The 22,033-nt window shown below is 64.0% G+C and carries 24 protein-coding genes; 12 read left to right on the forward strand and 12 right to left on the reverse strand.

Annotated features, from left to right (window positions below):
• Positions 1-67 precede the first annotated feature (67 nt).
• The 3 genes from FHS84_RS14600 to FHS84_RS14610 are packed head-to-tail and all read left to right on the forward strand — an operon-like array spanning position 68 to position 3,299.
• The gene (locus FHS84_RS14600; protein ID WP_166936002.1) at positions 68-1,612 is read left to right on the forward strand and encodes a tryptophan 7-halogenase; all 1,545 of its coding nucleotides are present in this window, start codon (positions 68-70) and stop codon (positions 1,610-1,612) included.
• The gene (locus FHS84_RS14605; protein ID WP_166935595.1) at positions 1,612-2,298 is read left to right on the forward strand and encodes a SapC family protein; all 687 of its coding nucleotides are present in this window, start codon (positions 1,612-1,614) and stop codon (positions 2,296-2,298) included. Before FHS84_RS14600 ends, FHS84_RS14605 begins: the two co-directional genes overlap by 1 nt.
• Positions 2,298-3,299, forward strand: coding sequence for a cupin-like domain-containing protein (locus FHS84_RS14610; RefSeq protein ID WP_166935598.1), 1,002 nt, complete (start codon positions 2,298-2,300; stop codon positions 3,297-3,299). Before FHS84_RS14605 ends, FHS84_RS14610 begins: the two co-directional genes overlap by 1 nt.
• Here the strand turns inward: FHS84_RS14610 and FHS84_RS14615 are convergent.
• From FHS84_RS14615 to FHS84_RS14640, 6 genes are all read right to left on the reverse strand, one after another.
• A complete protein-coding gene (locus FHS84_RS14615; RefSeq protein ID WP_166935600.1) occupies positions 3,289-4,257 on the reverse strand; it encodes a methyltransferase family protein in 969 nt (322 codons plus the stop codon). The two genes, FHS84_RS14610 and FHS84_RS14615, sit on opposite strands and share 11 nt — an antisense overlap.
• On the reverse strand, positions 4,250-4,888 hold the full coding sequence (locus FHS84_RS14620) for a prolipoprotein diacylglyceryl transferase family protein (protein WP_166935602.1): 639 nt from the start codon (positions 4,886-4,888) through the stop codon (positions 4,250-4,252). The genes FHS84_RS14615 and FHS84_RS14620 overlap by 8 nt, the downstream gene beginning before the upstream one ends.
• Positions 4,889-4,895: 7 nt before the next feature.
• Positions 4,896-5,195, reverse strand: coding sequence for a hypothetical protein (locus FHS84_RS14625; RefSeq protein ID WP_166935604.1), 300 nt, complete (start codon positions 5,193-5,195; stop codon positions 4,896-4,898).
• Positions 5,196-5,202: 7 nt separating this feature from the next.
• On the reverse strand, positions 5,203-5,481 hold the full coding sequence (locus FHS84_RS14630) for a hypothetical protein (protein WP_166935606.1): 279 nt from the start codon (positions 5,479-5,481) through the stop codon (positions 5,203-5,205).
• Positions 5,463-6,794 carry a radical SAM protein gene (locus FHS84_RS14635; protein WP_166935608.1) on the reverse strand — a complete coding sequence of 444 codons (1,332 nt, stop codon included), beginning with the start codon at positions 6,792-6,794 and terminating at the stop codon, positions 5,463-5,465. The genes FHS84_RS14630 and FHS84_RS14635 overlap by 19 nt, the downstream gene beginning before the upstream one ends.
• Positions 6,795-7,790: 996 nt before the next feature.
• Positions 7,791-8,213, reverse strand: a complete 423-nt coding sequence (locus tag FHS84_RS14640) for an Lrp/AsnC family transcriptional regulator (RefSeq protein ID WP_166935610.1) — start codon at positions 8,211-8,213, stop codon at positions 7,791-7,793.
• Positions 8,214-8,344: 131 nt separating this feature from the next.
• Between FHS84_RS14640 and FHS84_RS14645 the strand changes: the two genes are divergently transcribed.
• The 5 genes from FHS84_RS14645 (at position 8,345) to FHS84_RS14665 (ending at position 11,834) form a co-directional block, all read left to right on the forward strand.
• The gene (locus FHS84_RS14645; protein ID WP_166935612.1) at positions 8,345-9,412 is read left to right on the forward strand and encodes a saccharopine dehydrogenase family protein; all 1,068 of its coding nucleotides are present in this window, start codon (positions 8,345-8,347) and stop codon (positions 9,410-9,412) included.
• Between the two features lie 26 nt (positions 9,413-9,438).
• The gene (gene amaB, locus FHS84_RS14650) at positions 9,439-10,908 is read left to right on the forward strand and encodes an L-piperidine-6-carboxylate dehydrogenase (RefSeq protein ID WP_344469919.1); all 1,470 of its coding nucleotides are present in this window, start codon (positions 9,439-9,441) and stop codon (positions 10,906-10,908) included.
• A 56-nt stretch (positions 10,909-10,964) separates the two neighbouring features.
• The gene (locus tag FHS84_RS14655) at positions 10,965-11,207 is read left to right on the forward strand and encodes a hypothetical protein (RefSeq protein WP_166935616.1); all 243 of its coding nucleotides are present in this window, start codon (positions 10,965-10,967) and stop codon (positions 11,205-11,207) included.
• A gap of 92 nt (positions 11,208-11,299) precedes the next feature.
• Entirely contained in the window at positions 11,300-11,590 is a 291-nt protein-coding gene (locus tag FHS84_RS14660) for a hypothetical protein (protein ID WP_166935618.1), read from the forward strand.
• Positions 11,591-11,645: 55 nt separating this feature from the next.
• The gene (locus FHS84_RS14665) at positions 11,646-11,834 is read left to right on the forward strand and encodes a hypothetical protein (RefSeq protein ID WP_166935620.1); all 189 of its coding nucleotides are present in this window, start codon (positions 11,646-11,648) and stop codon (positions 11,832-11,834) included.
• Here the strand turns inward: FHS84_RS14665 and motA are convergent, their stop codons facing one another.
• Complete coding sequence (gene motA, locus FHS84_RS14670; protein ID WP_166935622.1) at positions 11,835-12,704, reverse strand: flagellar motor stator protein MotA; 870 nt, start codon at positions 12,702-12,704, stop codon at positions 11,835-11,837.
• A 210-nt stretch (positions 12,705-12,914) separates the two neighbouring features.
• On the opposite strand from motA, the gene FHS84_RS14675 reads away from it, so the two are divergent.
• Complete coding sequence (locus tag FHS84_RS14675) at positions 12,915-13,376, forward strand: NUDIX domain-containing protein (protein ID WP_166935624.1); 462 nt, start codon at positions 12,915-12,917, stop codon at positions 13,374-13,376.
• A 53-nt stretch (positions 13,377-13,429) separates the two neighbouring features.
• Complete coding sequence (locus tag FHS84_RS14680; RefSeq protein WP_166935626.1) at positions 13,430-13,975, forward strand: GNAT family N-acetyltransferase; 546 nt, start codon at positions 13,430-13,432, stop codon at positions 13,973-13,975.
• Here FHS84_RS14680 and FHS84_RS14685 read toward each other — a convergent pair whose 3' ends face one another.
• Positions 13,976-14,557 carry a helix-turn-helix domain-containing protein gene (locus FHS84_RS14685; protein ID WP_166935628.1) on the reverse strand — a complete coding sequence of 194 codons (582 nt, stop codon included), beginning with the start codon at positions 14,555-14,557 and terminating at the stop codon, positions 13,976-13,978.
• Positions 14,558-14,717: 160 nt separating this feature from the next.
• Here FHS84_RS14685 and FHS84_RS14690 point away from each other — a divergent pair, with 160 nt between their 5' ends.
• Together FHS84_RS14690 and FHS84_RS14695 are read left to right on the forward strand one after the other, a co-directional pair.
• The gene (locus FHS84_RS14690; RefSeq protein ID WP_166935630.1) at positions 14,718-15,203 is read left to right on the forward strand and encodes a fasciclin domain-containing protein; all 486 of its coding nucleotides are present in this window, start codon (positions 14,718-14,720) and stop codon (positions 15,201-15,203) included.
• 18 nt (positions 15,204-15,221) lie between these two features.
• Positions 15,222-15,443 (forward strand): DUF378 domain-containing protein, encoded by a 222-nt coding sequence (locus FHS84_RS14695; protein ID WP_166935632.1) that lies wholly within the window; start codon positions 15,222-15,224, stop codon positions 15,441-15,443.
• 60 nt (positions 15,444-15,503) lie between these two features.
• On the opposite strand, the gene FHS84_RS14700 is transcribed toward FHS84_RS14695, so the two are convergent.
• The 4 genes from FHS84_RS14700 to FHS84_RS14715 form a co-directional block, all read right to left on the reverse strand.
• Positions 15,504-16,355 (reverse strand): S1/P1 nuclease, encoded by an 852-nt coding sequence (locus FHS84_RS14700; RefSeq protein ID WP_166935634.1) that lies wholly within the window; start codon positions 16,353-16,355, stop codon positions 15,504-15,506.
• Positions 16,356-16,426: 71 nt separating this feature from the next.
• A complete protein-coding gene (locus FHS84_RS14705; RefSeq protein WP_166935636.1) occupies positions 16,427-18,475 on the reverse strand; it encodes a hypothetical protein in 2,049 nt (682 codons plus the stop codon).
• Positions 18,476-21,163: a DUF4159 domain-containing protein gene (locus FHS84_RS14710; protein ID WP_166935638.1), complete on the reverse strand. Its 2,688-nt coding sequence runs from the start codon at positions 21,161-21,163 to the stop codon at positions 18,476-18,478.
• Positions 21,163-22,032: a DUF58 domain-containing protein gene (locus FHS84_RS14715; RefSeq protein WP_166935640.1), complete on the reverse strand. Its 870-nt coding sequence runs from the start codon at positions 22,030-22,032 to the stop codon at positions 21,163-21,165. The genes FHS84_RS14710 and FHS84_RS14715 overlap by 1 nt, the downstream gene beginning before the upstream one ends.
• Between the last annotated feature and the right edge of the window lies 1 nt (position 22,033).

Here is a 22,033-nt window from a genome sequence, read left to right on the forward strand (position 1 = left end):
CGGGGCCGCTCTTGGCGGCCCCGCTTTCTTTCAGCATGATACTCACCGGGGCAACCGATTGATGGACATGCAGCCAATACAGAACATCGTGATCGTCGGTGGCGGTACCGCGGGCTGGCTTACGGCCGCCGTCATCGCCGCGCGCCACCAGGGACGCATCAAGAAGGGTTCCTTCTCGGTCACACTGGTGGAATCGCCGAACGTGCCGATCATCGGGGTCGGCGAAGGCACTTGGCCGACCATCCGCTCGACATTGGAGAAGATCGGCGTTTCGGAAACCGACTTCTTCCGGGAGTGCGATGCCGCCTTCAAGCAGGGCGGGCGCTTTGCGCGCTGGACCACCGGCGCCGACGACGACGCCTACTACCATCCGCTCGAACTGCCCAAAGGTTTCGCCGACGTCAATCTGGTGCCGCATTGGCTGGCGCATGAAGACGGGACATCGTTCTGCGATGCGGTATGTCCGCAAGGGGCGTTGTGCGACGAGGGGCTCGCGCCCAAGACCATCGCCACGGCGGAATACCGCGGCGCCGCCAACTACGCCTACCATCTCGATGCGGGCAAGTTTGCGCCCTTCGTCCAGCGGCACGCCACATCCAAGCTCGGCGTCCGCCATGTGCAGGCCGACGTGATCAAGGTCAACCAGGCCGAGAGCGGCGACGTCGTCAGTCTCGAAACCCGTCAAGCCGGCACGGTCGAAGGCGATCTCTTCGTCGATTGCTCGGGTTTTGCGGCGCTGTTGCTCGGCCAGACGCTGGGCGTCGCCTTCAAATCGTGTCAGGACGTTCTGTTCTGCGATACCGCGCTCGCCGTGCAAGTGCCGTATCTCACGCCCGATGCGCCGATGGCGTCGCACACCAACGCCACCGCGCAGACCGCCGGCTGGATCTGGGATATCGGCCTGCCGACCCGACGCGGCATCGGCTATGTCTATTCCAGCCGCCACACCACTGGCGATGATGCCTACGAGACGCTGGCCCGCTATGTCGGTCCGCAGATCAAGTCGCTCACGGTGCGCAAGATCCCGATCCGCTCCGGCCATCGCGAGACGTTCTGGAAAAATAACGTCGTCGCGGTGGGGCTGGCCGCCGGCTTCCTTGAGCCGCTCGAATCCTCGGCCATCGTACTCGGCGAACTCTCGGCCAAGCTGATTGCCGAGCAGATGCCGGCGACGCGCGAGGTGATGGACATCGTGGCCGCACGGTTCAACGAGGTCACGACCTATCGCTGGGGCCGCATCATCGATTTCCTCAAGCTGCACTACTGCCTGACCAAGCGCACCGATACGCAGTTCTGGATCGACAATGTCGACCCGGCGGGCATTCCGCAGCGCCTGCAAAATCTGCTCAAACTGTGGAAGACGCGCGCGCCGTGGTTTCTCGATGAGTTCGACCGTCTGGAGGAAGTGTTTCCGGCGGCGTCCTACCAATACGTGCTCTACGGCATGGGCTTCAGGACCGACGTCGATCCCGACGACATCTCGGCCACCAGGGGGATGGCCGATCGCTTGATGCGCGATAATTCGATGACGATCCAGCGGCTGAAGGCGCAGATGCCCACGAACCGCGAGTTGGTGACGAAAATCCATACCTACGGGCTGCAGGCGGTCTAATGGCTAACATCGCGATTCTCAACCGGCAGACCCATCGGACGCTGTGCGTTCAGCCGGCATTTGCTGCGCCGCGCAATTTCGTCGCCGTTGTGGTGGGCGAGTTCGTCCATCTCGTCGCCCATTATCCCATCCTGATCTCGAAGGACAGCGAAACCGGCGCCTTCTATTGCGGCGCCATGCTGGGCATCGATCAGGACGAGAACCTGTTCGCCGGCGTCTCCGGCATTTATCGTCCGCTCGCTCTGCAGCGCGGGCCGTTTTTTGCGGCAGGCAGCGATCTGGCGATCGATCTCGATCATCCTGCCGTAGGCAGCGGCGAGCATCTGTTCTCCGATGCCGGCCAGCCCACGCCCTACCTGCAGTCCATCATGGCGCTGTTCCGCGACCTGGTCCCCGGAAACGAGCAGACCAAAGCGTTTCTTGGCGAGTTGACGCGGCTGAAGCTCATTGTGCCGGTGGATATCAATCTCGGTTTCGACGACGGCAGCGAACGCACCCTGGAAGGTCTTTACACCGTCGATCGCGATGGCCTGCTGCATATCGGCGACGCCGACGCGTTGATGCTGTTCCGCCGCGGCTATCTCGAACTCTGCTACATGATGTTGGCGTCGCTGAAGCAGATTCCGGTGCTGGCGGAACGCAAGAACGCGGCGCTGGTCGAGCGCGGGCGGATGGCGTTCGGCTGATGGCGGCGATTGCCGAACAGCAAGGCTGTACGCCGGAAGCGTTCGACGCGATCAAAGAGGCTTGCCGGCCGGTGGTGCTGCGCAATCTCGTCGCCGATTGGCCGGTGGTGGAGGCGGGCTCGCGTTCGCCGCAATCGCTCTGCGATTATCTTCTGCGGTTCGATACCGGCCGCACGCTGGATGCGTTCTTCGGGGCGCCGGAAATCGCCGGCAAGTACTATTACGGCGAGGACCTCGACGGCTTCAACTTCGAACGCCGCACGGTGCGGTTCGCCGAAGCGCTCGGAGCCATTCTCGACGGGCTGAAGACGCCCGGCTCGCCCACGGTTTACGCGGGTTCGTTGACGGTGGACGACTATCTGCCCGGTTTCGCGCGCGAGAATGTCATGCCGCTGGTGACCGTCGGTGCGCGCCTCTGGCTCGGTCATGCCTCGAACGTGGCGGTGCATTACGATGCGATGGACAACATCGCCTGTGTCGTTGCCGGGCGCCGCCGCTTCACGCTCTACCCGCCCGAAGCGACGGGCAAGCTCTATGTCGGCCCGATCGATCACACCATGGCGGGGCAGCCGGTCAGTCTCGCCGCCTCGTCGCCGCCCGATCCGGCGCGCTATCCTTTGTTCGAAGAGGTGCGCGCCTCCGCGCTCGTTGCCGAGCTCGAACCTGGCGATGCGCTCTATCTGCCCAAACTGTGGTGGCACGGCATCGAAGCGACGGCACCGTTCAACGGTCTCGTCAATTACTGGTGGGACGGCTTCCGCGCCGGCCCCGACGCGCCTTACACGGCGCTGCTCCTATCCATGATCGCCATCGCCGAACGCCCGCCTGCCGAGCGCGCCGCCTGGAAAGCGTATTTCGATCACTACGTCTTCCGCCCCGACGGCCACCCGCTGCGCCATCTGCCGCCCGGCAAGCACGGCATCCTCGGCCCCTTGAAACCCGACAATTACGGCCGCATCCGCGCCTGGGTGATGCATCTGCTGCGGGGCTTCAACGCTTGACAAGGCAACGCTTCACCAAGCCCACGCACGGACAGCCGTGATATTTTTCGTAGACCAGCATGCATGGGCAGTTGAAGAACAGGCCATAGACGAACATCGCCAGCAGAAGCCAGAAAAGGTAATGCGCCGGCGGCCAGATCAACGAAAACGCCCAGACCGCCACCATCATTCCGGATTTGGTGAGGTAGGAAAATCCCACCTTTTCCGGCTTGAGGCTGAAGCCGAGCCAAACATGCAACGCCACCAGCAGCGTGAGCGACGCCGCGGTGATCCCGATCCAAATGCATGTTGCTAGCACAGCGGCGGCCGCCACGCGCACAACAACGCCCGCCGTGCCGGAGAGTTTTGGCGTCAGCATGGGCGTGTTCTGGCGATAGAAGAAGTAGTCCGGATCGGCTTTCTCGAGTTCGGCTTCCTCGTCGCGGGCGCGCCGGATCATCAGCGGCAGCAACACGGCGGTGGTGATGACGAGGCTTGCCCAATTGGCCATCGCGGCGCTCGCCCCCCAGCACCACAGCAACAGCGAGGCGTACATCGGATGCCGCGCCAGCGCGTAAGGGCCTTTCGTGACGAGCGTATGGGCAGCCTTGATCTCGATTCCGTCCGACCACATGCGCCGGATCGCAAACTTGGCGGTAACGTGCCAAACGACCGCCGCTGTCATCATCGCGGCACCGACCGCGAACCAAAGCCGGTAGAAGAGAGGCGTCAGCGGCAACTGGGCGATCGAGTTCAGCCAGAACGGAACGTTGAAGAGGACGACGACGACCATCTCGCGCGTCGAGAAGAAGTGACGGCGGTTTCGCTGCAGCGGCTCGGGATGGCGGGCGTGCTCGAGAAATTTGAATCCGGCGGCGATGAGCAGCGCCAGCCCGGTCAGATAGATATACGCCATTCCGGCGATGAACAGGGCTGGGTCGCCCGCGCGTGCCGCCACCGCGTGAACCAGCTCAGGCATGGGCCGCACTCCGCCGCGCGATGATGGAGACGAACACGGGCAGGAATGCCATCGCCAAGTACTGGTAGATGGTCAGCCCCAAGGCGATGCGGGGTTCGGTCCGCACGAACTCGATCAGGAACCGCATCACCAGATAGGAGGCGAGATAGAGCGGAAACAGAAGGTCGATCCGGCCCGTTCGCTTGTAGAAGATGTATAACGCCGCAGCGGCAGCGAAATTGAAACCGCTTTCGACGAGTTGCACCGGCACGATGAAAACGCCGCCGCAGCAGCCATAGAGCCAGCAGCCGATCTTGCCGAAACCGACGCCAACTGCCAGCGGAATGGCGAACCGCCCGCCGAAAGCGGAGTCTTCCTGCCGGCTCAGGCGTTTATAGATCTGCAAGCCGAGAAATGCCCCCAGCATCGCGCCCATCACCGATTTGCCGTCGACGATCAGCGCGGGATGAAATCCGTACGACAGCCAGACCGGCAGCTTGGCGCCGATGAGAAAGCCCGCCATCGCTGCGACATACACGTCGAGGCGTGTCTTTACCGAAGGCTTCGGCAACGCGAGCGCCTTGGACGTCGCAAACGCGGCGCCCATGCCGGTCAGGGTCATCGCGCTATAGGCGAGGCTGTGAACGTCCATCCTTCGCCTATTTGAAATTAAAGAAAAGATAGATCCCGAACAGAACGACTTCGACCGCTGCCACGATGAAGCCGATGCGATAGCCGGTGCTTTCGGCGTGGTAAGCGAGCGCGGCGCAGCCGCAAACGCCTAGAAAACAGACGCCGCCGATGGCAATCGCCGGATTGGGAACGATCCACGCCAGGATCATGGTCGGAATGCACCCCGCGATCAGCAGCACGGGAACGGCGAAAATCGTCAGCAGCACCGCCGCGACGATGTTTGCGGTCAGGCTGGTCGGCTTGGGCGTGCGGTCGGGATCGAGCATGATGACCTCAATACAGATAGAGTTGAATGCCCCACACCGCGGCGGCGATGGCGGCGACCGCGATCAGGACGATGATGGCCCAACGAATGCCGGGATTTTTGGTACGCACGGCAATGCTGATGGCCGCAGCAATGAACAAGGCCGTGAACGCCAGGATGGCTATCAGAATGTGCGGTCCATTCGATATCAGTCCTATCGGCACGCAGGTTCCGACGAACAGAACCGGCAATCCGATGAGCGTGAGCACGAACGCGATGATCTTCCGGGTCAGCGGCATCTCGCCCATGGCGCATTCTCCTTGAGGGCGTTGTGCAGGCAGAAGGGCACCACCTTGCCGCCGCCGGCGGAAATGCCGGTGCAGCATTTGGTCACCCGTTCGAAATCGAAGCTGTCGGCATCCATGAAATTCTTGGTCAGGATGCGCACGATCTTCATCGCCTTGTGGCGCGAGGTGCCGCCTTCCGAGAACTCCATTAGTTTCTTGAGCAGGAACGAAGACCCCAGCACGGTACCGATGAAGCAATCGCAGATGTCGCGCTTCAGATAGTCCAGCACCGTCTTGTCGAAGGCGATGCGGTTGGAAATCTTGTCTTTGACCGCAGCGAGATCGACGTAATCGCCGAGCGAATAGACCTTGTCCTCGGTGCAGAACAGGAAACCGAGCGAGGTACAGTTCTCGTGGCTGCAGGGCAGGGGGACCATGTCCTTGTACGCCATCATGCCCGACGCGGCGATGGCGCGAAGGATGTCCTCGTGCAGCACGGTGGGAATGGCACTGTCGCGCGCGGTGCCGACCTTGGTCAGACGCTGGAAGGTGATGCCGGAGATATGCGCCGTCCGCGTGGCGAATTCCATGATCGCCGGAATCTGATCGAGATTGCCCTCAAACACCGTCACGGCGAGGCAGATCTTGATCTCCGCCGCGTTGAGCTTGTCGACGATGGCGAGCTTGTCGTTCAGCAGCGCGCGCCCGCGCAGGGTCTCGTAGACGGACTCGGAAAAGCCGTCGAACTGGAGATAGACTTCCACCCGGTCGCGATGGGCGCGCACGGCTTCAAAGGCTTGCGGGTTGCGCAGGAAGCCGAGCCCGTTGCTGTTGACGAGAATGCGGCCGATATCCTCTTTCAGGGCCTCGTCGAGCAGCGCCGGAAATTCGGGGTGGGTCAGGCATTCGCCGCCGGAAATCTGCAGCACTTCGAGCTTGCCGCCTTCGACCTTCAAGAGGGTGTCGAGCCGGGCGCGAAATTCGGCGAGGCTGATGTGATGCTTGCCCTTCGCGCCGAAATAGCAGATTGGGCACGCCAGATCGCAGCAATCGGTCACTTCGATCAGCCCGGTGCAGACATGCTGGCGATGGGCGTCGCACCAGCCGCAGTCGGCTCCGCAGTCGCCCGCGAAGGCCGTCACCGGCTGAAACGGCTTGCCGGGCAGATCGAAGGTCTTGTCGAAAAAGCGACGGGCATCCTTCGCAATTTGGACTGTGAACCGGCCATGTTCGGGACAGGTCTTGTCAAGGAACACGTCCTTGCCCTCGGTCCGCTTGCTCGCGGGAATTTTCCGAAGACATTCGGGACACAGCGACTGCGTACTGTCGGGCATCCGCACCCCCAAGGCCTGACGGAGCCATATTAGTTGAGGTTATGGCCGTTCCCGCTGCGGCATAGCCGCACCCGAATCGCCTTCAACATTGCCGCAAACGAGGGCGTCTCGCGTGCGATGCCCCACTTTTCTGCCCCACTCGGGCGCACCCCATCTGTCATCCCCGGCGGAGCTAGCGCAGCGCAGCGACGGGCGCCATAGCGCCAGCGTATTTGGCGGGACCCAGGTAAAGCCCACGGCACACTGCGCGCGGGCGTCTTCCGATCTTTTCTGCCCCACGCGGGCGCGAAATTTTTTACACCGGCACTAAGACCGTGGGGGGAAGTGGCAGCCGACGCGTAAGCGGCGGATGACGAAGGGGGGCTTATTCAGCGCGCGGACGATCCCCCCTTTGCCTCGCTACGCTCAGCACTTCCCCCCGCGTTCTGAGTGCCAACGCAAAAATCGTCGCGCCCGCGTGGGGCAGAAAAATATGCGTGGTGCAGAAATGAACGACGCGCTCTCTCCGCGTCGTTCACCTGTTCATCATTGTGACGCGTTTCATTCGTCCATCTTGCGGAAATTATTGCGTCTGCGTCGCGCAACTAGGTGCAGAAAAATAGTTTTCCTCACGTCTTGAACTGTTGGCACCGCATACCCACATCGAACTGCGGTGTTTGACAATGGAGGACGATCTTCGGCCGATAAGCGCGACCGGCAAAATGGAAATAGTTTTCCGATCCGTCGCGTGGCCTAAACTATCTGCGCAAATACAGGAGTATCGCGCCCGCACGCGCTGCAAAGGCATGACCCCCGCGAGGACCGCGTAAGCCCGTGTAAGACCGCCAAGGCGGCGTCGGCGGCGTCACAAGGCGGCGGGTTCTGTCAACGCACTCCGCAGAATGAGACCCATGCGCCTGTCGATCGCCGCCTGACAACGGCCTCCGGAGGCGGCGGCGGTGTCGAGGCTGGAGGCGGAATTTTGCGATTCCGCCTTTGGTATATGGGCTAAGTTCTTCAGCGGGAAAACTTCTCCGACAGAATGATGCTCGACACTGTGCGTGCCACGCCGGCGATGCGGCCGATATGGTCGAGCGCGGTATCGAGTTTGGCGGCGGTTTCGGCTTCGACCGTGGCGATCAGGTCCGAGGCGCCGGAGACGGCAGCCAGCGAGCGCACGTCCGGCATCTTCTTCAATTCCGCTTCGACGCGGGCGCCCCATTTGGGATCGGTGGAGATCATCACCACCGCTTTCAGGTGCCGGCTGTCTTCTTCCGCCAGCTTCACCGTATAGCCTTTGATGGCGCCTTCGCGCTCGAGCCGGGCGATGCGGTCCTGCACCGTCGAGCGCGCCAGCCCGAGCTTGCGCGCCAGCGAGGCGGTGGGTTCGCGCGCATTGGCGCGCAAGAGGGCGATCAGCTTGTTGTCGGTAGGGCGCATCGAGGGCATCCGTCGTAACGCCGTCATGATCGGCGGATCGCCGGATCTTAGCGTAGTTTCCGGCGTATTGCCGCCTCTTCGCAGCGCATTCTTTATCGGACACTTCGTGCGCGATAGCGGGAGTGCGCAGCATGAAAAACGTAATGCTCGTCGGCGGCGGCAAGATCGGTGTTGCCATCGCGGAATTCCTCAAGGGAAGCGGCGATTACCGCGTGACGGTGGCCGACCGCGACGGCGATGCGCTGGCGCGCATGCCGGGTGACGTCGAACGGCGCAAAGTGGCGATCGAAGGGGCGGAGGCGTTTGCGCGCGAAATCGCCGGCCACGACATCGTCCTGTCGGCGACGCCCTATTATCTCAACGCCACCATCGCTGCAGCGGCGCGCGCGGCGGGTGCCCATTATCTCGATCTCACCGAGGATGTCGCTTCGACCCGCGCCATCAAGGCGACGGCCGAAAGCGCCGATACCGCCTTCATTCCCCAGTGCGGCCTGGCGCCGGGCTTCATTTCGATCGTCGCCTACGATCTGGCGCGCAAGTTCGACAAGCTGCGCGACGTTTCGATGCGCGTCGGGGCGCTGCCGGTGTTTCCCACCAATGCGCTGAAATACAATCTCACCTGGTCGACCGACGGGTTGATCAATGAATACTGCAATCCGTGCGAGTCGATTCGCGATCATGTGCGCAACGAGGTTCCGGCGCTGGAAGAGATCGAGCATTTCGCGCTCGACGGTACCGCGTACGAGGCCTTCAACACCTCGGGCGGGCTCGGCACGCTGTGCGATACGCTGGAAGGGCGGGTCGAGAATCTCAATTACAAGACCGTGCGCTATCCCGGCCATCGCGACATCGTCAAGATGCTGGTGCGCGACTTGCGCCTCGGGCTTCGCCGCGATGTGCTGAAGGATGTGCTCGAAACCGCCATCCCGGTTACCTATCAGGATGTGGTGCTGATCTTCGTCACGGTGTCGGGTTTGCGCGACGGTCTGCTCACCCAGGAAAGCTTCGCCAAGAAAATCTATGCCCGCGAAATCGCCGGCCGGCTGATGAGCGCGATCCAGATCACCACCGCGGCCGGGATTTGCGCGATGTGCGATCTTCTCGCCACCGGCAAGCTGCCGCAAAAGGGATTCGTGCGGCAGGAAGAATGCCGGCTGGACGATTTCCTCGCCAACCGGTTCGGAGGTCTTTACGCATGAGTATTTCCTCGCGCCACGCCGAACTCATGACCGCATTCGGCATCGACGTGCGCGGCGACCGCTCCGTGCATTCGCCGATCGACGGCACCGAACTGGCGCGCGTGGCGTTCGACGATGCCGCTGCGGTGGATCGCAAGATTGGGGCTGCTGCGGATGCGTTCAAGAGTTGGCGCACGGTGCCGGCGCCCCGGCGCGGCGAACTGGTGAGGCTGTTCGGCGAGGAATTGCGCGCCGGCAAGGACGCGCTCGGCCGCCTCGTCACCGTCGAATGCGGCAAGATCCTCGAGGAAGGCCGCGGCGAAGTGCAGGAGATGATCGACATCTGCGATTTCGCCGTCGGTCTGTCGCGCCAGCTTTACGGGCTGACGATCGCCTCGGAGCGGCCCGGTCATCGCATGATGGAGACCTGGCATCCGGCCGGTCCCGTTGCCGTGATCTCCGCTTTCAACTTCCCGGTCGCGGTGTGGGCATGGAACGCGATGCTGGCGCTGGTGTGCGGCGACAGCGTGATCTGGAAACCGTCGGAGAAGACGCCGCTGACGGCGTTGGCGGTACAGGCGCTGTTCGAGCGCGCCGTCGCCAAGTTCGGCGCCGCGCCGCCGGCGTTGTCGCAGATCGTGCTCGGCGATCGCGCCTGCGGCGAACAGCTGGCACGGGATGCGCGCATTCCCGTCGTCAGCGCCACCGGTTCGACCGCGATGGGCCGTGCGCTGGCGCCGGCGGTGGCGAAGCGTTTCGGCCGCGCCATTCTCGAACTCGGCGGCAACAATGCGATGATCGTCTGCCCCTCGGCGCGGCTCGACCTTGCCGAGCGGGCGATCCTGTTCGCTGCGGTCGGTACCGCCGGGCAGCGCTGCACCACGCTGCGCCGCCTGTTCGTGCACGAGAGCGTTGCGGAAAAGCTGGTCGACCGGCTGACGGCGCATTATGCGCGGCTTGCCATCGGCGATCCGCTCGAAAAAGGCACGCTGATCGGTCCGCTGATCGATCGCGCCGGTTTCGATGGTATGGAACGGGCGCTGGCGCGCGCGGCCGAGGAGGGCGGTCGTGTATTCGGCGGCGGCCGCGTCCTCGCCGACCGCTATCCCGATGCCTGGTATGCCCGCCCTGCTTTGGTGCGGATGCCGCGCCAGACCGCCCTCGTCTGCGAAGAGACGTTCGCGCCGATCCTCTATGTGATGACCTGGACCGATTTCGACGCCGTGCTCGCCGAGCACAATGCCGTGCCGCAGGGCCTTTCCAGTTCGATCTTCACCCGTGATCTCGAAGAAGCCGAACGGTTCCTCGCGGCGGCCGGCTCGGACTGCGGCATCGCCAACGTCAATATCGGTCCGTCGGGAGCCGAAATCGGCGGCGCTTTTGGCGGCGAAAAGGAGACCGGCGGGGGGCGGGAATCCGGCTCGGACGCCTGGAAAGCGTATATGCGGCGGCAGACTACAACTGTAAATTACACCAACGAATTACCGCTGGCCCAGGGAATCGCGTTCGACGTGTGATTCACCTTTCATTACATCGGAGCCGGGTACCATGGATTGTCTGAAGGAGCGCATCCATGCGGATCGAAGCGGGCGACGACGTATTCGTCGATGACGACGAAAATCTCGTCGGCTACGTACGCCGGGCAAATTTGCGCGAGGTCGTCGTGTTCGTCGAGGACTGGGGCGACTTCACGCTGCCGCGCGAGCTCATCAAGACGGCGGTCTCCAATGGCATCGTCCTGCCCTGCCAAAAGCTGCCGCTCAGGATGCGCGCCGCGATCGGCCATCTGCATGGCCTCGAATACGTCGAAGACTGACGTCCCGCCGCTACGCGCGTCACCCCTGGTGACGCACTGTAGCGGAAATTCTTGTCACAGCGCGTCGCCCTGCCCTCGGCTAGGCTCGCGCGATGGACAATCCGCTTCCCCCCATCGAAGAAGGCTACGACGTTTTCGTTCATGACGGAGACGTCAAAGTCGGCGCCGTGCGCGGCGTCGATCGCCGCGAGATCCAGGTCTTTGTCGAGAACGCCGGCGACTTCCTGGTGCCGCGCTCCGCCGTCATGGAGGTGGTGGCGGGCAAGGTGGTGCTGAACTGCGGCCGGCTCGACATGGCTTTGCGGCGCGCCATCGGCCACGCCCACGATTCCGAGGATCCGCGGGCCAGGAGCGGCTGGCCGTCCGACGAAGAGGCCGATTAACCTTTTCTTAAGCATCTTCTTCGCCCCAAAACGGGACGGCGCTAGAGTGGGCGGCATGAAACGGATGCTCGCCCAGCTCGTGCAAGTGCCGAAGTTCGCACAGATCACCGGCATGATCGTGACGTCGATCGTGGTATTCGGCACCGACACCGACGTCCTTTTGGCCGTCCCGCTCGGCATTCTTGCCGGCGGCTTGGCGACGTTTTTTGTGGCGCTGTCGGACGGGCGCGAAGCGAGCCGCTGACTATTCGACTTTCGGGATATTGTTGAGCGCCTCTTCCAGTTCCTGGAAGGTGGGCTGGGCTTCGCTCGGCACGCTGCCGCGGCCGATTTCGACCGAGACTTGCGCCGCGTTGCCGTGCAAGTGGGCGACCAGAATGTCGCGGATGACGTGATAGAACAGCGCTTCCTCGTCGATGATCGATTTGAGGCGGACGCTCAAGGGGCCGACGATGCCGTAGGCCAGGAACACGCCCATGAAGGTACCGACCAGCGCCGAACCGATCATGCGGCCGAGGACTTCCGGCGGCTCCGAGATGGCGCCCATGGTCTTCACCACGCCGAGCACGGCGGCGACGATACCGAGGGCAGGCAGGCCGTCGGCCATGGTCTGCAGGGCGGTGGCGGTTTCGAGCGCTTCGTGATGGTGTTTTTCGAGCTGCTTTTCCATCGCCGCTTCGACCTGGAGCGGATCTTCCAGGCTCATGGTCATCATGCGCAGCGTGTCGCAAATGAAAGCGAGCGCGAAATGGTCCTTGGCGATCTTGGGATAGCGCTTGAAGATCGAGGATTCTTCGGGCTTTTCGATGTGCTGCTCGAGGGCGATCAGGCCCTTCGATTTCATCGTCTTGGCGAGCAGGAACAACAGGCACAACAGATCGCGGAAATCCGACGTCTTCCACTTCGGGCCGGACATGATCTTGGCGAGATCGCCGCCCACCTTTTTCAGCGAATACATCGAGGCGCCGATCAGAAGCCCGGCGAGGGCGCCGCCGCCGATGGTCAGAAGTTCGTGCGGGGCAGCCTCGATCACGACTTCGAGCTTGCCGCCTGAAATCAGGAAGCCCCCGAAGACGCAAACAAAAAGGACGACCAAGCCAATGATCTGAAGCATACGATCCCGCCCAGAATAGACCGCGATTATCGTAGGGAGGGCTTAACGGGGGCTAAATCCGGCCTGCGGCGTCCCGCGGGTTTCCAAGTCGTTAATCCGGAAGCGGACCTTTGTCGTTGTGTTCGCAATCCCGCGCCCCCAAACTCCTGCGGCCTGCAACCGGCGGGAGACTCGGCGCGCAAACGCGATTGGGCGGATAACGAGGGCGGCATGCGACGATTTTTCGAGAGAATGCTGATCGTCTTCGCGGCGCACGTTCGCGCTATGTTGCTGACGCCATGGGATGTCGGGGCGGTGGCGATCGTCGAGCAGGCCGGCCGCGTGCTGCTGGTGCGCCATTCGTACAAATCCGGATGGCTGTTTCCCGGCGGGGCCGTGAAACGCGGCGAGCCGCCGGCCGAGGCCGTAATGCGCGAGCTGAAGGAAGAGATCGGCCTGACGCAGTCGGCGTCGCCGCAACTCCTCGGCATCTACACCCGCCGCTGGCTGTGGGCGGCCAATCTGATCCTCGTTTACCGGGTACGCGATGCGGTGTTCGCGTTTCGGCCGAACTGGGAGGTGCGTGCGGTGCGGCTGATCGATCCGGTCGATCCGCCGGACGGTGTCGGGCCGGCAATCCGCCGTCGGTTGCGCGAGTTGATCGGCGACGCCGTGCCGAACGGCCACTGGTAAACCGGCCAAGCGAAGGGTTGCATTTGCCGGTCGCTGCCGTTAGCGAAAGCGGCATGAGCGACCAGAACTGGCAGATCCGGCCGGAACGCGCCGAAGACGCGCCGTTGGTCGAGCTTTTGAACGCCGTGAGTTTCGGTCCCGGCCGCTACGCCAAATCGGCCTATCGCCTGCGCGACGGCGTCGATCCAGTCGCGAGCCTCAGTTTCGTTGCGGTCGATGGCGCGAATTTGCTCGGTTCGATCCGCTTCTGGCCGGTGGTGATCGGTATGGAGCCTTCGCTGTTGCTGGGGCCGTTGGCGGTGCAGCCGGATTTGCGCGGCCGCGGCATCGGCATCGCCTTGATGAAACACGCCATCGGCGAAGCGCGCGCGCTGGGCTATCCCTCCATCGTTCTGGTCGGCGACGAGCCGTATTACGTTCGCGTCGGTTTTGCCCGGCTGGCGCCGGGACGCATCAAATTCCCCGGCCCCGTCGATCCGGCCCGCGTGCTGGGGCTGTCGCTCGCCCAGCCCAACGCGATGCTGACCATCAAAGGCGAAGTCCGCCGCGCCCGCATCGACCATCCAGTCGCGGCCGACGGCGCCGCCGTGGCTGGCTGATCAGCTGATCGCTACGAGGGCGGTCGCGGGCCCGCGTCCTTCGCGGCAATAGCTGTGTTCGGCGGTGCCGTCGAACCCGGCCGCATCGCCTTCGCCAAGTGCGATGCTGGCGTCGTCGAAGTCGATCCGGATCTGCCCTTTGATGACATAGACGAGTTCGATGCCCGGATGGTGGTGCGGGCGCGAGGCTTCGCCGGTCACCGGGAATTCGGCGAGATAGGTTTCGGTCTTGCGGTTGGTGAGCGGGAAATCGAGGCTCTCGAAGTAATAGGCCGGCGCTTCGGTGCCGGTCTTTTCGGGCAGCCGGACGCGGTCCTGTTTGCGCACCACATGGAGCAGAGGTCCCTTGTCTCCGGCATCGAAGAAGAATTCGAGGCCGACCCCGAAGGCCAGCGCGATGCGCAGCAGCGTCGGCAAGGTCGGGAACATCTGGCCGCGTTCGATCTTGGACAGAAGCGCCGGCGACAGCCCGGTCTGCTCGGCGAGTTGTTTCAGCCCCATGCTTTTCTTCAGCCGCAGGCGGCGCAGTTTGGGGCCGATGCGATAGCGCTCCAGTCCTTGAGTCAGTGTGTCCGACAGCATGAATTTCCTCCGAGGAAAAGGATGGCGGCTGAATTTCGGATCGGGAAAGCGACTTTGTGTTCTGGCCGGAATTATACTCGCAATAAAATAGATTTTCCCCATATGAATTTCGCTATGAACCCAGGGCGACCTGCCCTGGAACCCCAGAAGGAGCGAAGTCATGGGTTTGAAGAGCATTGCGATTGCGGGAGCGCTGGCCCTGGGTCTTGCCGCGGTCCCGTCCTTTGCCGGCGGCACGATCGTCGATACGGCCGTGGCGGCGGGCCAGTTCAAGACGCTTACCACGGCGCTGAAGGCTGCGGGATTGGTCGACACCTTGAAGGGGCCTGGTCCGTTCACCGTCTTTGCACCCGACGATGCGGCATTCGCCAAGCTGCCGGCGGGCACGGTCGAAAATCTGCTCAAGCCGGAAAACAAGGCGAAGCTGACGGCAATCCTCACCTATCACGTGGTGGCGGGGAAGGTGACGGCGGCCGAAGCCCGGAAGCTCTCTGAAGCCAAGACGGTCGAAGGCCAGTCCTTGCATCTGAAAGCCGTCGGAACCGGCCTGACGGTCAACGGCGCACATGTAACGAAGGCCGACATCAGCGCATCCAACGGCGTCATCCACGTCGTCGATACGGTGCTGCTCCCCCCGAACTCCTAATCCATCGAGGCAATGCACATGAAGTTTCTCACCATCATCACCCTCGTTCTCGTGATCGTCGGCGGACTCAACTGGGGTCTTGTCGGCGCGTTCAACGTCGATTTGGTGGCCGCGCTGTTCGGAGCCGGCTCACTGCTGTCGCGCATTGTCTATGTCTTGGTCGGGCTGTCGGCGCTCTGGCAGTTGAAGCCGCTGCTCGACAGCATCCGCGCGGATACGGTCGTTCCCGCAACGCACTGAGGCAAGGCGTTTGGCGGCGGGTTTTTGCGGCCCGCCGCCGTTCTGCCTCGCGTTGCGGAGTCAGTTTTGCGCGGAAGGCGCCGGAGAGGTGATCGGTGCGGGTTCGGCGAAGGCCGCATTCAGCACCGCCGCCAGCCGCAGGCCGCCTTTGGCGAGTTGGGTTGCGGTGATGGTTCCGACGCTGGACGGATAGCTTTCCGGCAGCACGATGGGAGCCAGCGTAGTCCCGGTACCGGGAAACTGCGGATAGATTTTCGTCTTGGCGATCTGGAAGCTCTCGTTCGCCCACAGGTCCGGCGTCCCGGTCGACCATTGCGCCGCCACGTCCGGCGGGATCTTCGCGGACAAGGTTGCGGCGATGTCGGCGGGTTCGGACCCGATGGCGCGGATCACCGCATTGTCCCACACCGCATGTAAATTCGATTTTTTGCCGGCCGCCATGAGGGTGATCCTGTTGCCGCCTTTGTCCTGGTTGTCGGCACAATGCATCGGCTGGTGGATGTCGCCGACGAAATGGATCAGGAATTTGAGCGCCTCGGCCCGCACCGGCTTCAACAGGGATTTGTCCTTTACGATCGCGATTTCCTTGCCGATCTGGGCGACGATGCAATCGTCATCCGGGCAATCGCGGGCCGGATCGTAGCCGTCCGACGTGACCGGGATGTCGACGTAATGCCAGTGCGAGGTGCCGTCGCGGCTGCGGCGGACCCGGTCGGCCCAATCGGCGATATCGGTCATGCCGCTGGTAGCGTCCTTGGCGTCGAACAGATCGGCAACAGCCGTTTGCGCCGCCGGACTGAGATGGCTGGCCGCGATGGTTGCGATCGTCTGATGACCGGTTTGGTCCCATGCCTGCGACGGCACGAAGGCTGCGATAAACGCCAGCGACAGGATGACTTTTCTCGTACGCATACTGGGAGACCCCGGTTCGAAATACGAAGGCCAGCATACGCGAACCGCGGGCAAATCGGCCCTGCGGTGCCTTACCGCCCCTCCTGCCGCCACGCCAGCATCAGGGTGCCGACCAGGACCAGCAGTGCAAGCCATGCGGGCAGGAGCGGGGTTTCGTCAACGCTCGTCACGCGCGAGGTCTGGTTGGCGGCAATCCCCATCCAGCCGTCGCCGGCCATGCGGCGGCTTTTTGCGGTGCGCCGGATTTCCGGCATGCCGTCCGAAAACCATGCCACGCCGCCGCCCGATTGCTCGACCACCGGCGCGAGCAGACGGTCGGTGGCGCGCATATCGGCGACTTCCTTCGGATTCAAGGCACCCGCCGCCGCGACGGCCGAGAGCGTGCCGTCGTTGACGCGATAAAGCCCCAGCGCATCGGCCTTGAGCCGTCCGCGCCACAGCCCGGCTTCGGCTTTGGCGAGCGGCAGAGGCACCTTGCTGCCGTCGGGCTTGGTCACGGTCACCGGTGGCGGCTGATTGGCCATGGTACGGCGCTCGACAACGAGATCGCCGTTGGCGATGGCTGCCGTCAGCCGTTCTTCTTCGAGTTCCGGTTCCTTCATCGACCAGTGCGCGATGCGGCGCAGAAGTTCGGCAATCGGTCCGCCGCCTTCGAAGCCGCGCGCCCACAGCCAGCCTTGATCCGACAGAAGTTCGGCGACGCGTCCCTTGCCGATGCGGTCGAGCACCAAGAGCGGCTTGTCGCCCGGCCCGCTCATCACCACATCGCCCATCACCTTCTGGGCGCCGATCTGACGGAACCAGCGGCCCCAGCTCGGCGGAGTCTTGTCGGTGTTGGCGCCGGGCAGGTCCTTGGTGATCGGATGGGCTTGACCGAGCGCCGTCACCATCGGCTTGAACGGCTTTTCGATCACTTCGCCGGTCGGCTGTGCCGGCAGCACCACCGACAACGGTGTGCGATAGATGCTGGTGTAGGTGGAAAACTCCGGCCCGGCCGAAACCAGAAGCGCGCCGCCTTCGTACACATAGCCCGACAGGTTCTGATAATAGCCGAGCGGCAGGATTCCGCGCTCGCCGTAGCGGTCGAAGATGATGAGATCGAAGCCATCGAGCTTTTCCTGGAACAGCTCGCGCTTGGGAAACTCGATCAGCGCGAGTTCGTCCATCGGCGCCGGTTCGATCTTCTCCGGATCGCGCAGAATGGTGAAATGGACGAGGTCGACGCTCGGATCGCCCTTCAGCAGGCTGCGCCAGACGCGCTCGCCGGCATTGGGTTCGCCCGAGACCAGCAGGACGCGCAGCCGGTCGCGCACGCCGTTGATCGTCACCACGGCGCGATTGTTTTCCAGCGTCAGCTCGTGCGGGCCCGGCGTGGCCTCGAGTTCGACCACGCTTTCGCCTTCGTGGGTGATCGGAATCTCGATCGGCGTGTTGCGGCCGAGCACGATATCGCGGCTGCCGGCATCGGCGCCGTCGATCCGCACCGCCAGACGTGCCAGCCCGCCCTGGCCGCCGCCAAGATCGTCGATGCGCACCACCACGCTCGCATTCTGCCCGACGATGGCGTAGCGCGAGGCATCGCTCACCGTCAGCTTGCGGTCGTTCTCGCCGCGGGTGCCGACGATGATCGCATGCACCGGGCCTTGTTTGGCCTTGGCCGGAATGTCGTGCACTTCGCCGTCGGTGACGAGGAAGGCGCCGGCGACGCGCTCCGGCTGCACATCCGCAAGCGCGGTGTTGAGCGCCGCGAAGAGTTGCGTGCCGGTATCTTCGCCCGCCGGATTGGTGGTGACGGTGACGAGGCGCACGTCGAGATTCTGTTCTTTCTTCAGCCGGTCCTTCAGTGCCGCGGCCGCCTTGTCGGCATCGGCTTTGCGGCTTCCGATCCCCATCGACTGGGAATGATCGACTACGATCGCCGCGACGTCCTTCAGCGGTTCGCGGTTCTCGCGCACCATCAAGGGATTGGCGAGCGCCAGGATCAGCGCCAGGAACGCCAGCCCGCGCGCCCAGGTACCGCGGGCGCCGATAACGAAACCGTAGGTCACGAACAAGACGGCGATGCCGATCAGGACGCCAAGCAGCGCGGCCGGAATGTGCGGGGCGAAGACGATGCTCATCTACTTCCCCAGCCGTTGCAGGATGGCTTTGACGTGGACCTGATCGGTCTTGTAGTTGCCGGTCAGGGCGTACATCACCAGATTGACGCCGAAACGGATCGCCAGTTCGCGCTGGGTCGAGCCGCCCGGCGTTACGTCGGCCAGCGGATGGCCATGGCCGTCGGTGGCCCAGGCTGCGGCCCAGTCGTTGCCGCCGATGATGATCGGCGAAACGCCGTCGCCGCCGCGGATCGGCGCATTGCCGGGCGGCAGAACCTGCGCCCACACCGTGCCGCCGTCCCAGCGGCCGGGGAAGGTCGAGATCAGGTAATAGGATTTGGTCAGCACATGGGCGGGGGGCACCGGTGCCAAAGGCGGCATGTCGAGCTTGCCGAGAAGGCGGCGCAGCGTCAGCTCGCCCGGATTGTTGGGACCGCGCACCGGCCCCAGCGTCAGGTCGCGGGTGTCGATCAGGATGGTGCCGCCGTTGCGCATGTATTCGGCGACTTTCGACACCGCGGCGGCGGAGAGATCCTTTTGGCGTGGATCCATCGGCCAATAGATGAGCGGGAAGAAGGAGAGATCGTCCTTCTCCAGATTGACGCCCATCGGCTCCTGCGGCGCATAGGTCGTGCGTTGCGCCAAGACGGTGCCGAGACCGGTCAGTCCCGCTTTGCTCATGGCATCGACATCGGCGACGCCGGTGACGACATAGGCCAGCCGCGTATCGAGCGCCGCTTTCATCGCGAAGGCATCGTCGGCGCGGGCAACGCCGGTATGCACGAGCAGCAGCAGCGCAGCGGCCGTCCCCAGCCAGCGTTTGACGTTGGGCACATAGCCGCGCAGCACCAGCGAGATCAGGAAATCGATCAGCAGCAGGAACGCGGCGGCGATCAGGAATGGTGTCTTCAGCGGCAGCGCGGCGCGGGCGGCATAGTGTGCGGTGCTGAGATCGAGGCTGTGCATCGGCATCAGCAGGGTTGAATTGTTCGCCGCATTCAGTGCCCGTTCCGCGCCGGGCGCACCGTACAGTCCCGGCGGATGCGCGCGCGACGCCTCGGTCGTGGCGATATCGCGACTCTTGATCGGCTGGGCATCGCCATCGGCGCCAAGCTTTCCGAAGCCGTCGAGCACGGAGGCGGCCGGCAGCATGGCGCCCGCGGAAAGCTCGGCCGGTTCGACGCCGGTCGACAGCGTCATCAGGCGGCGCAGCATGTCGACATAGAGGCCCGACATCGGCAGCGTCGACCAGCTTGGTGCCGCCGCAACATGGAACTGCACGATCCAGCCCTTGCCGCGGGCGGCGGCGGTGACCATCGGCGTGCCGTCCGCAAGCCGCGCCCAGGTGTGCGACGCGAGGGCGACCGAGGGCTCGGCGAGAATCTGGCGCGACACCGTCACGTCTTCGGGAATGGCAAGGCCGCTGAACGGGCTCGTTTCTGGGAAGGTGGCCAGATGCTGCGGCGAGCCCCACGACAATGCGCTGCCCAGCGTGCGTCCGCCGGCGCGCAGCGCCACCGGCACCAGATCGTCGGTGCCGCTCGCGGTATGATCGCCGGCAAAGCGGATCAACAGACCGCCGTCTTCGACGAACTTTTTCACCTGATCGTAGTTGGCGCCGGCGATCTTGCCGACATCCGACAGGATCAGCACCGAAACTTTGCGCGCGATCAGATCGGCGATGGCGCCTTTGTGCAGATCCGCGTATGGCGACAGCGCCCGTTCGAGATAGAATGTGCCCGACAGCAGCGGTTCTTCGCCTTGGGCGCCGGACACCAGGCCCACCGCCCGCCGCGGCGCGCCGCGATCGAGCAGATGCACCGCGCCCGCGCTCTTCTCGCCGAGGATTTCCAGCCGCGCCGTCTGATTGCGCATTTCGAGCGGAATGGCGAGCTTGGCGACCGTCTTGTTCCGGCCGTTCTCGATGCGGAACGGCGCCGTGCCCAAGGTCTGGCCTTGTTCGCCGAGCGCTGCGATCACGCCTTGCGCCGTGCCGTCGTCGCCGGTGCGGATCACAGTGAGTTCGAAACCGGCCGAGGTGTTGGTGGCGTTTGCAATGGCGAGTGGCCCGTTCTCCGACGCGAACAACCGTACGGACCCGAGCCGCTTCAAGCCGTCCGCCGCCTTCGCCGCCAAGCCGTCGTCGACACCGTCCGACAGCCATAGCACTTCGGCGCCGGGCTGCAGTTTGGCGAGCGCTGCGATCGCGTTCTTGCGGCTGGCAAGCCAGGGCCTCGGTTCCAGCGCCGCCGCCGCTTTCGCGGCCCGCCCGGAATCGAGATATTCGCCTTCCGAACGGTCGGCCGTCGCGATGATCGCCACCGGCCGGTTGGCGCGCGTTGCGCTGTCGACGGCTTCACGCACGAGGCCCGCGCGTGCATCCCAATTCGGCGCGGCGGTCCAGCCGTTGTCGACCAGCAGCACCAGTGGTCCGCTGCCCGTCAGTGTCAAAGTGCGTCCGATCTGCGGCTCCGACAATGCGATGATCACCGCCGCCGCCGCGATCAGGCGCAGCAGCATCAGCCACCACGGCGTGCCCGACGGCGTTTCTTCTTCGTCCTTCAAACCGAGCAACAGGCGCAGCGGCGGAAACACCACGCGCTTGGGCAGAGGCGGGGTAACGCGCAGCAGAAACCAGATCACCGGCAGCACGACGAGGCCGAGCAATATCCACGGCGCGCCGAAACTGATGTGCGGGAGAAAATCCATCACCCTGCCATCCGGTGTCCGCCCGAGAGGTCGGCGTAAAGCGCCACCAGGGCGCCTTGCGGCGAACGGTCGGTGCGATGGGCGGTATAGCTCCAGCCGAGTTTGCGCGCGAGCAGTGCCACCGCTTCGGCATGCGCCTTGAACCGGGCGCGGTATTCGCTCGCCACGCCTTCGGCCCGTCCCAGCGTGCGGGTTTGTTCACCGCTGACGGATTCGAAGCGCGTGCGGCCGAGATATGGAAAATCCTCTTCCGCCGGATCGATGATATGCACCAGCCGTCCGCCCGCGTTGGATCGCGTCAGCCGCCGTATGGTGTGCTCGATATCTTCCAGCGGCGCCAGGAAATCGCCGAACCAGACGAACTGGGCGTTGCGCGGCAACGGCGCTTCCGGCGGCAACAGATCGTCGCGTGGCGCCTGTTCGGACAGCGCAAAGCCGATCCGGCGATAGGTGGCGCGCGAATTGGCCGGCGGTTCCTTTTCGCCATAGAGCGCGATGCGTTCGCCGCCGCGCACCAACAGAATGCCGATCGCCAGCGCCAAAAGGCTGGCACGTTCCAGTTTGGTCTCGGCACCCGATCCGAACCGCATCGACGGCGCGCCGTCGCGCCAAAGCCAGACCGATTGCGCCGCCTCCCATTCGCGCTCGCGCACGTAAAGATGCTGGCTCTTGGCCGATTGCCGCCAGTCGATCGCCGTGGAGGCATCGCCGGGGCGATAGTGATGGAATTGCCAGAAGCTTTGGCCGATGCCGGCCTTGCGCCGTCCGTGCATGCCGAGCGTGACCGACGACGCCAGCCGTTCGGCCCGCACCATCAGCGCCGGCAGCGTGGCCGCAAGCGATTCGGCGCTGTCGGTCAGGCGGGTCATG

It is taken from the genome of Rhizomicrobium electricum (assembly GCF_011762045.1).
GTDB lineage: Bacteria > Pseudomonadota > Alphaproteobacteria > Micropepsales > Micropepsaceae > Rhizomicrobium > Rhizomicrobium electricum.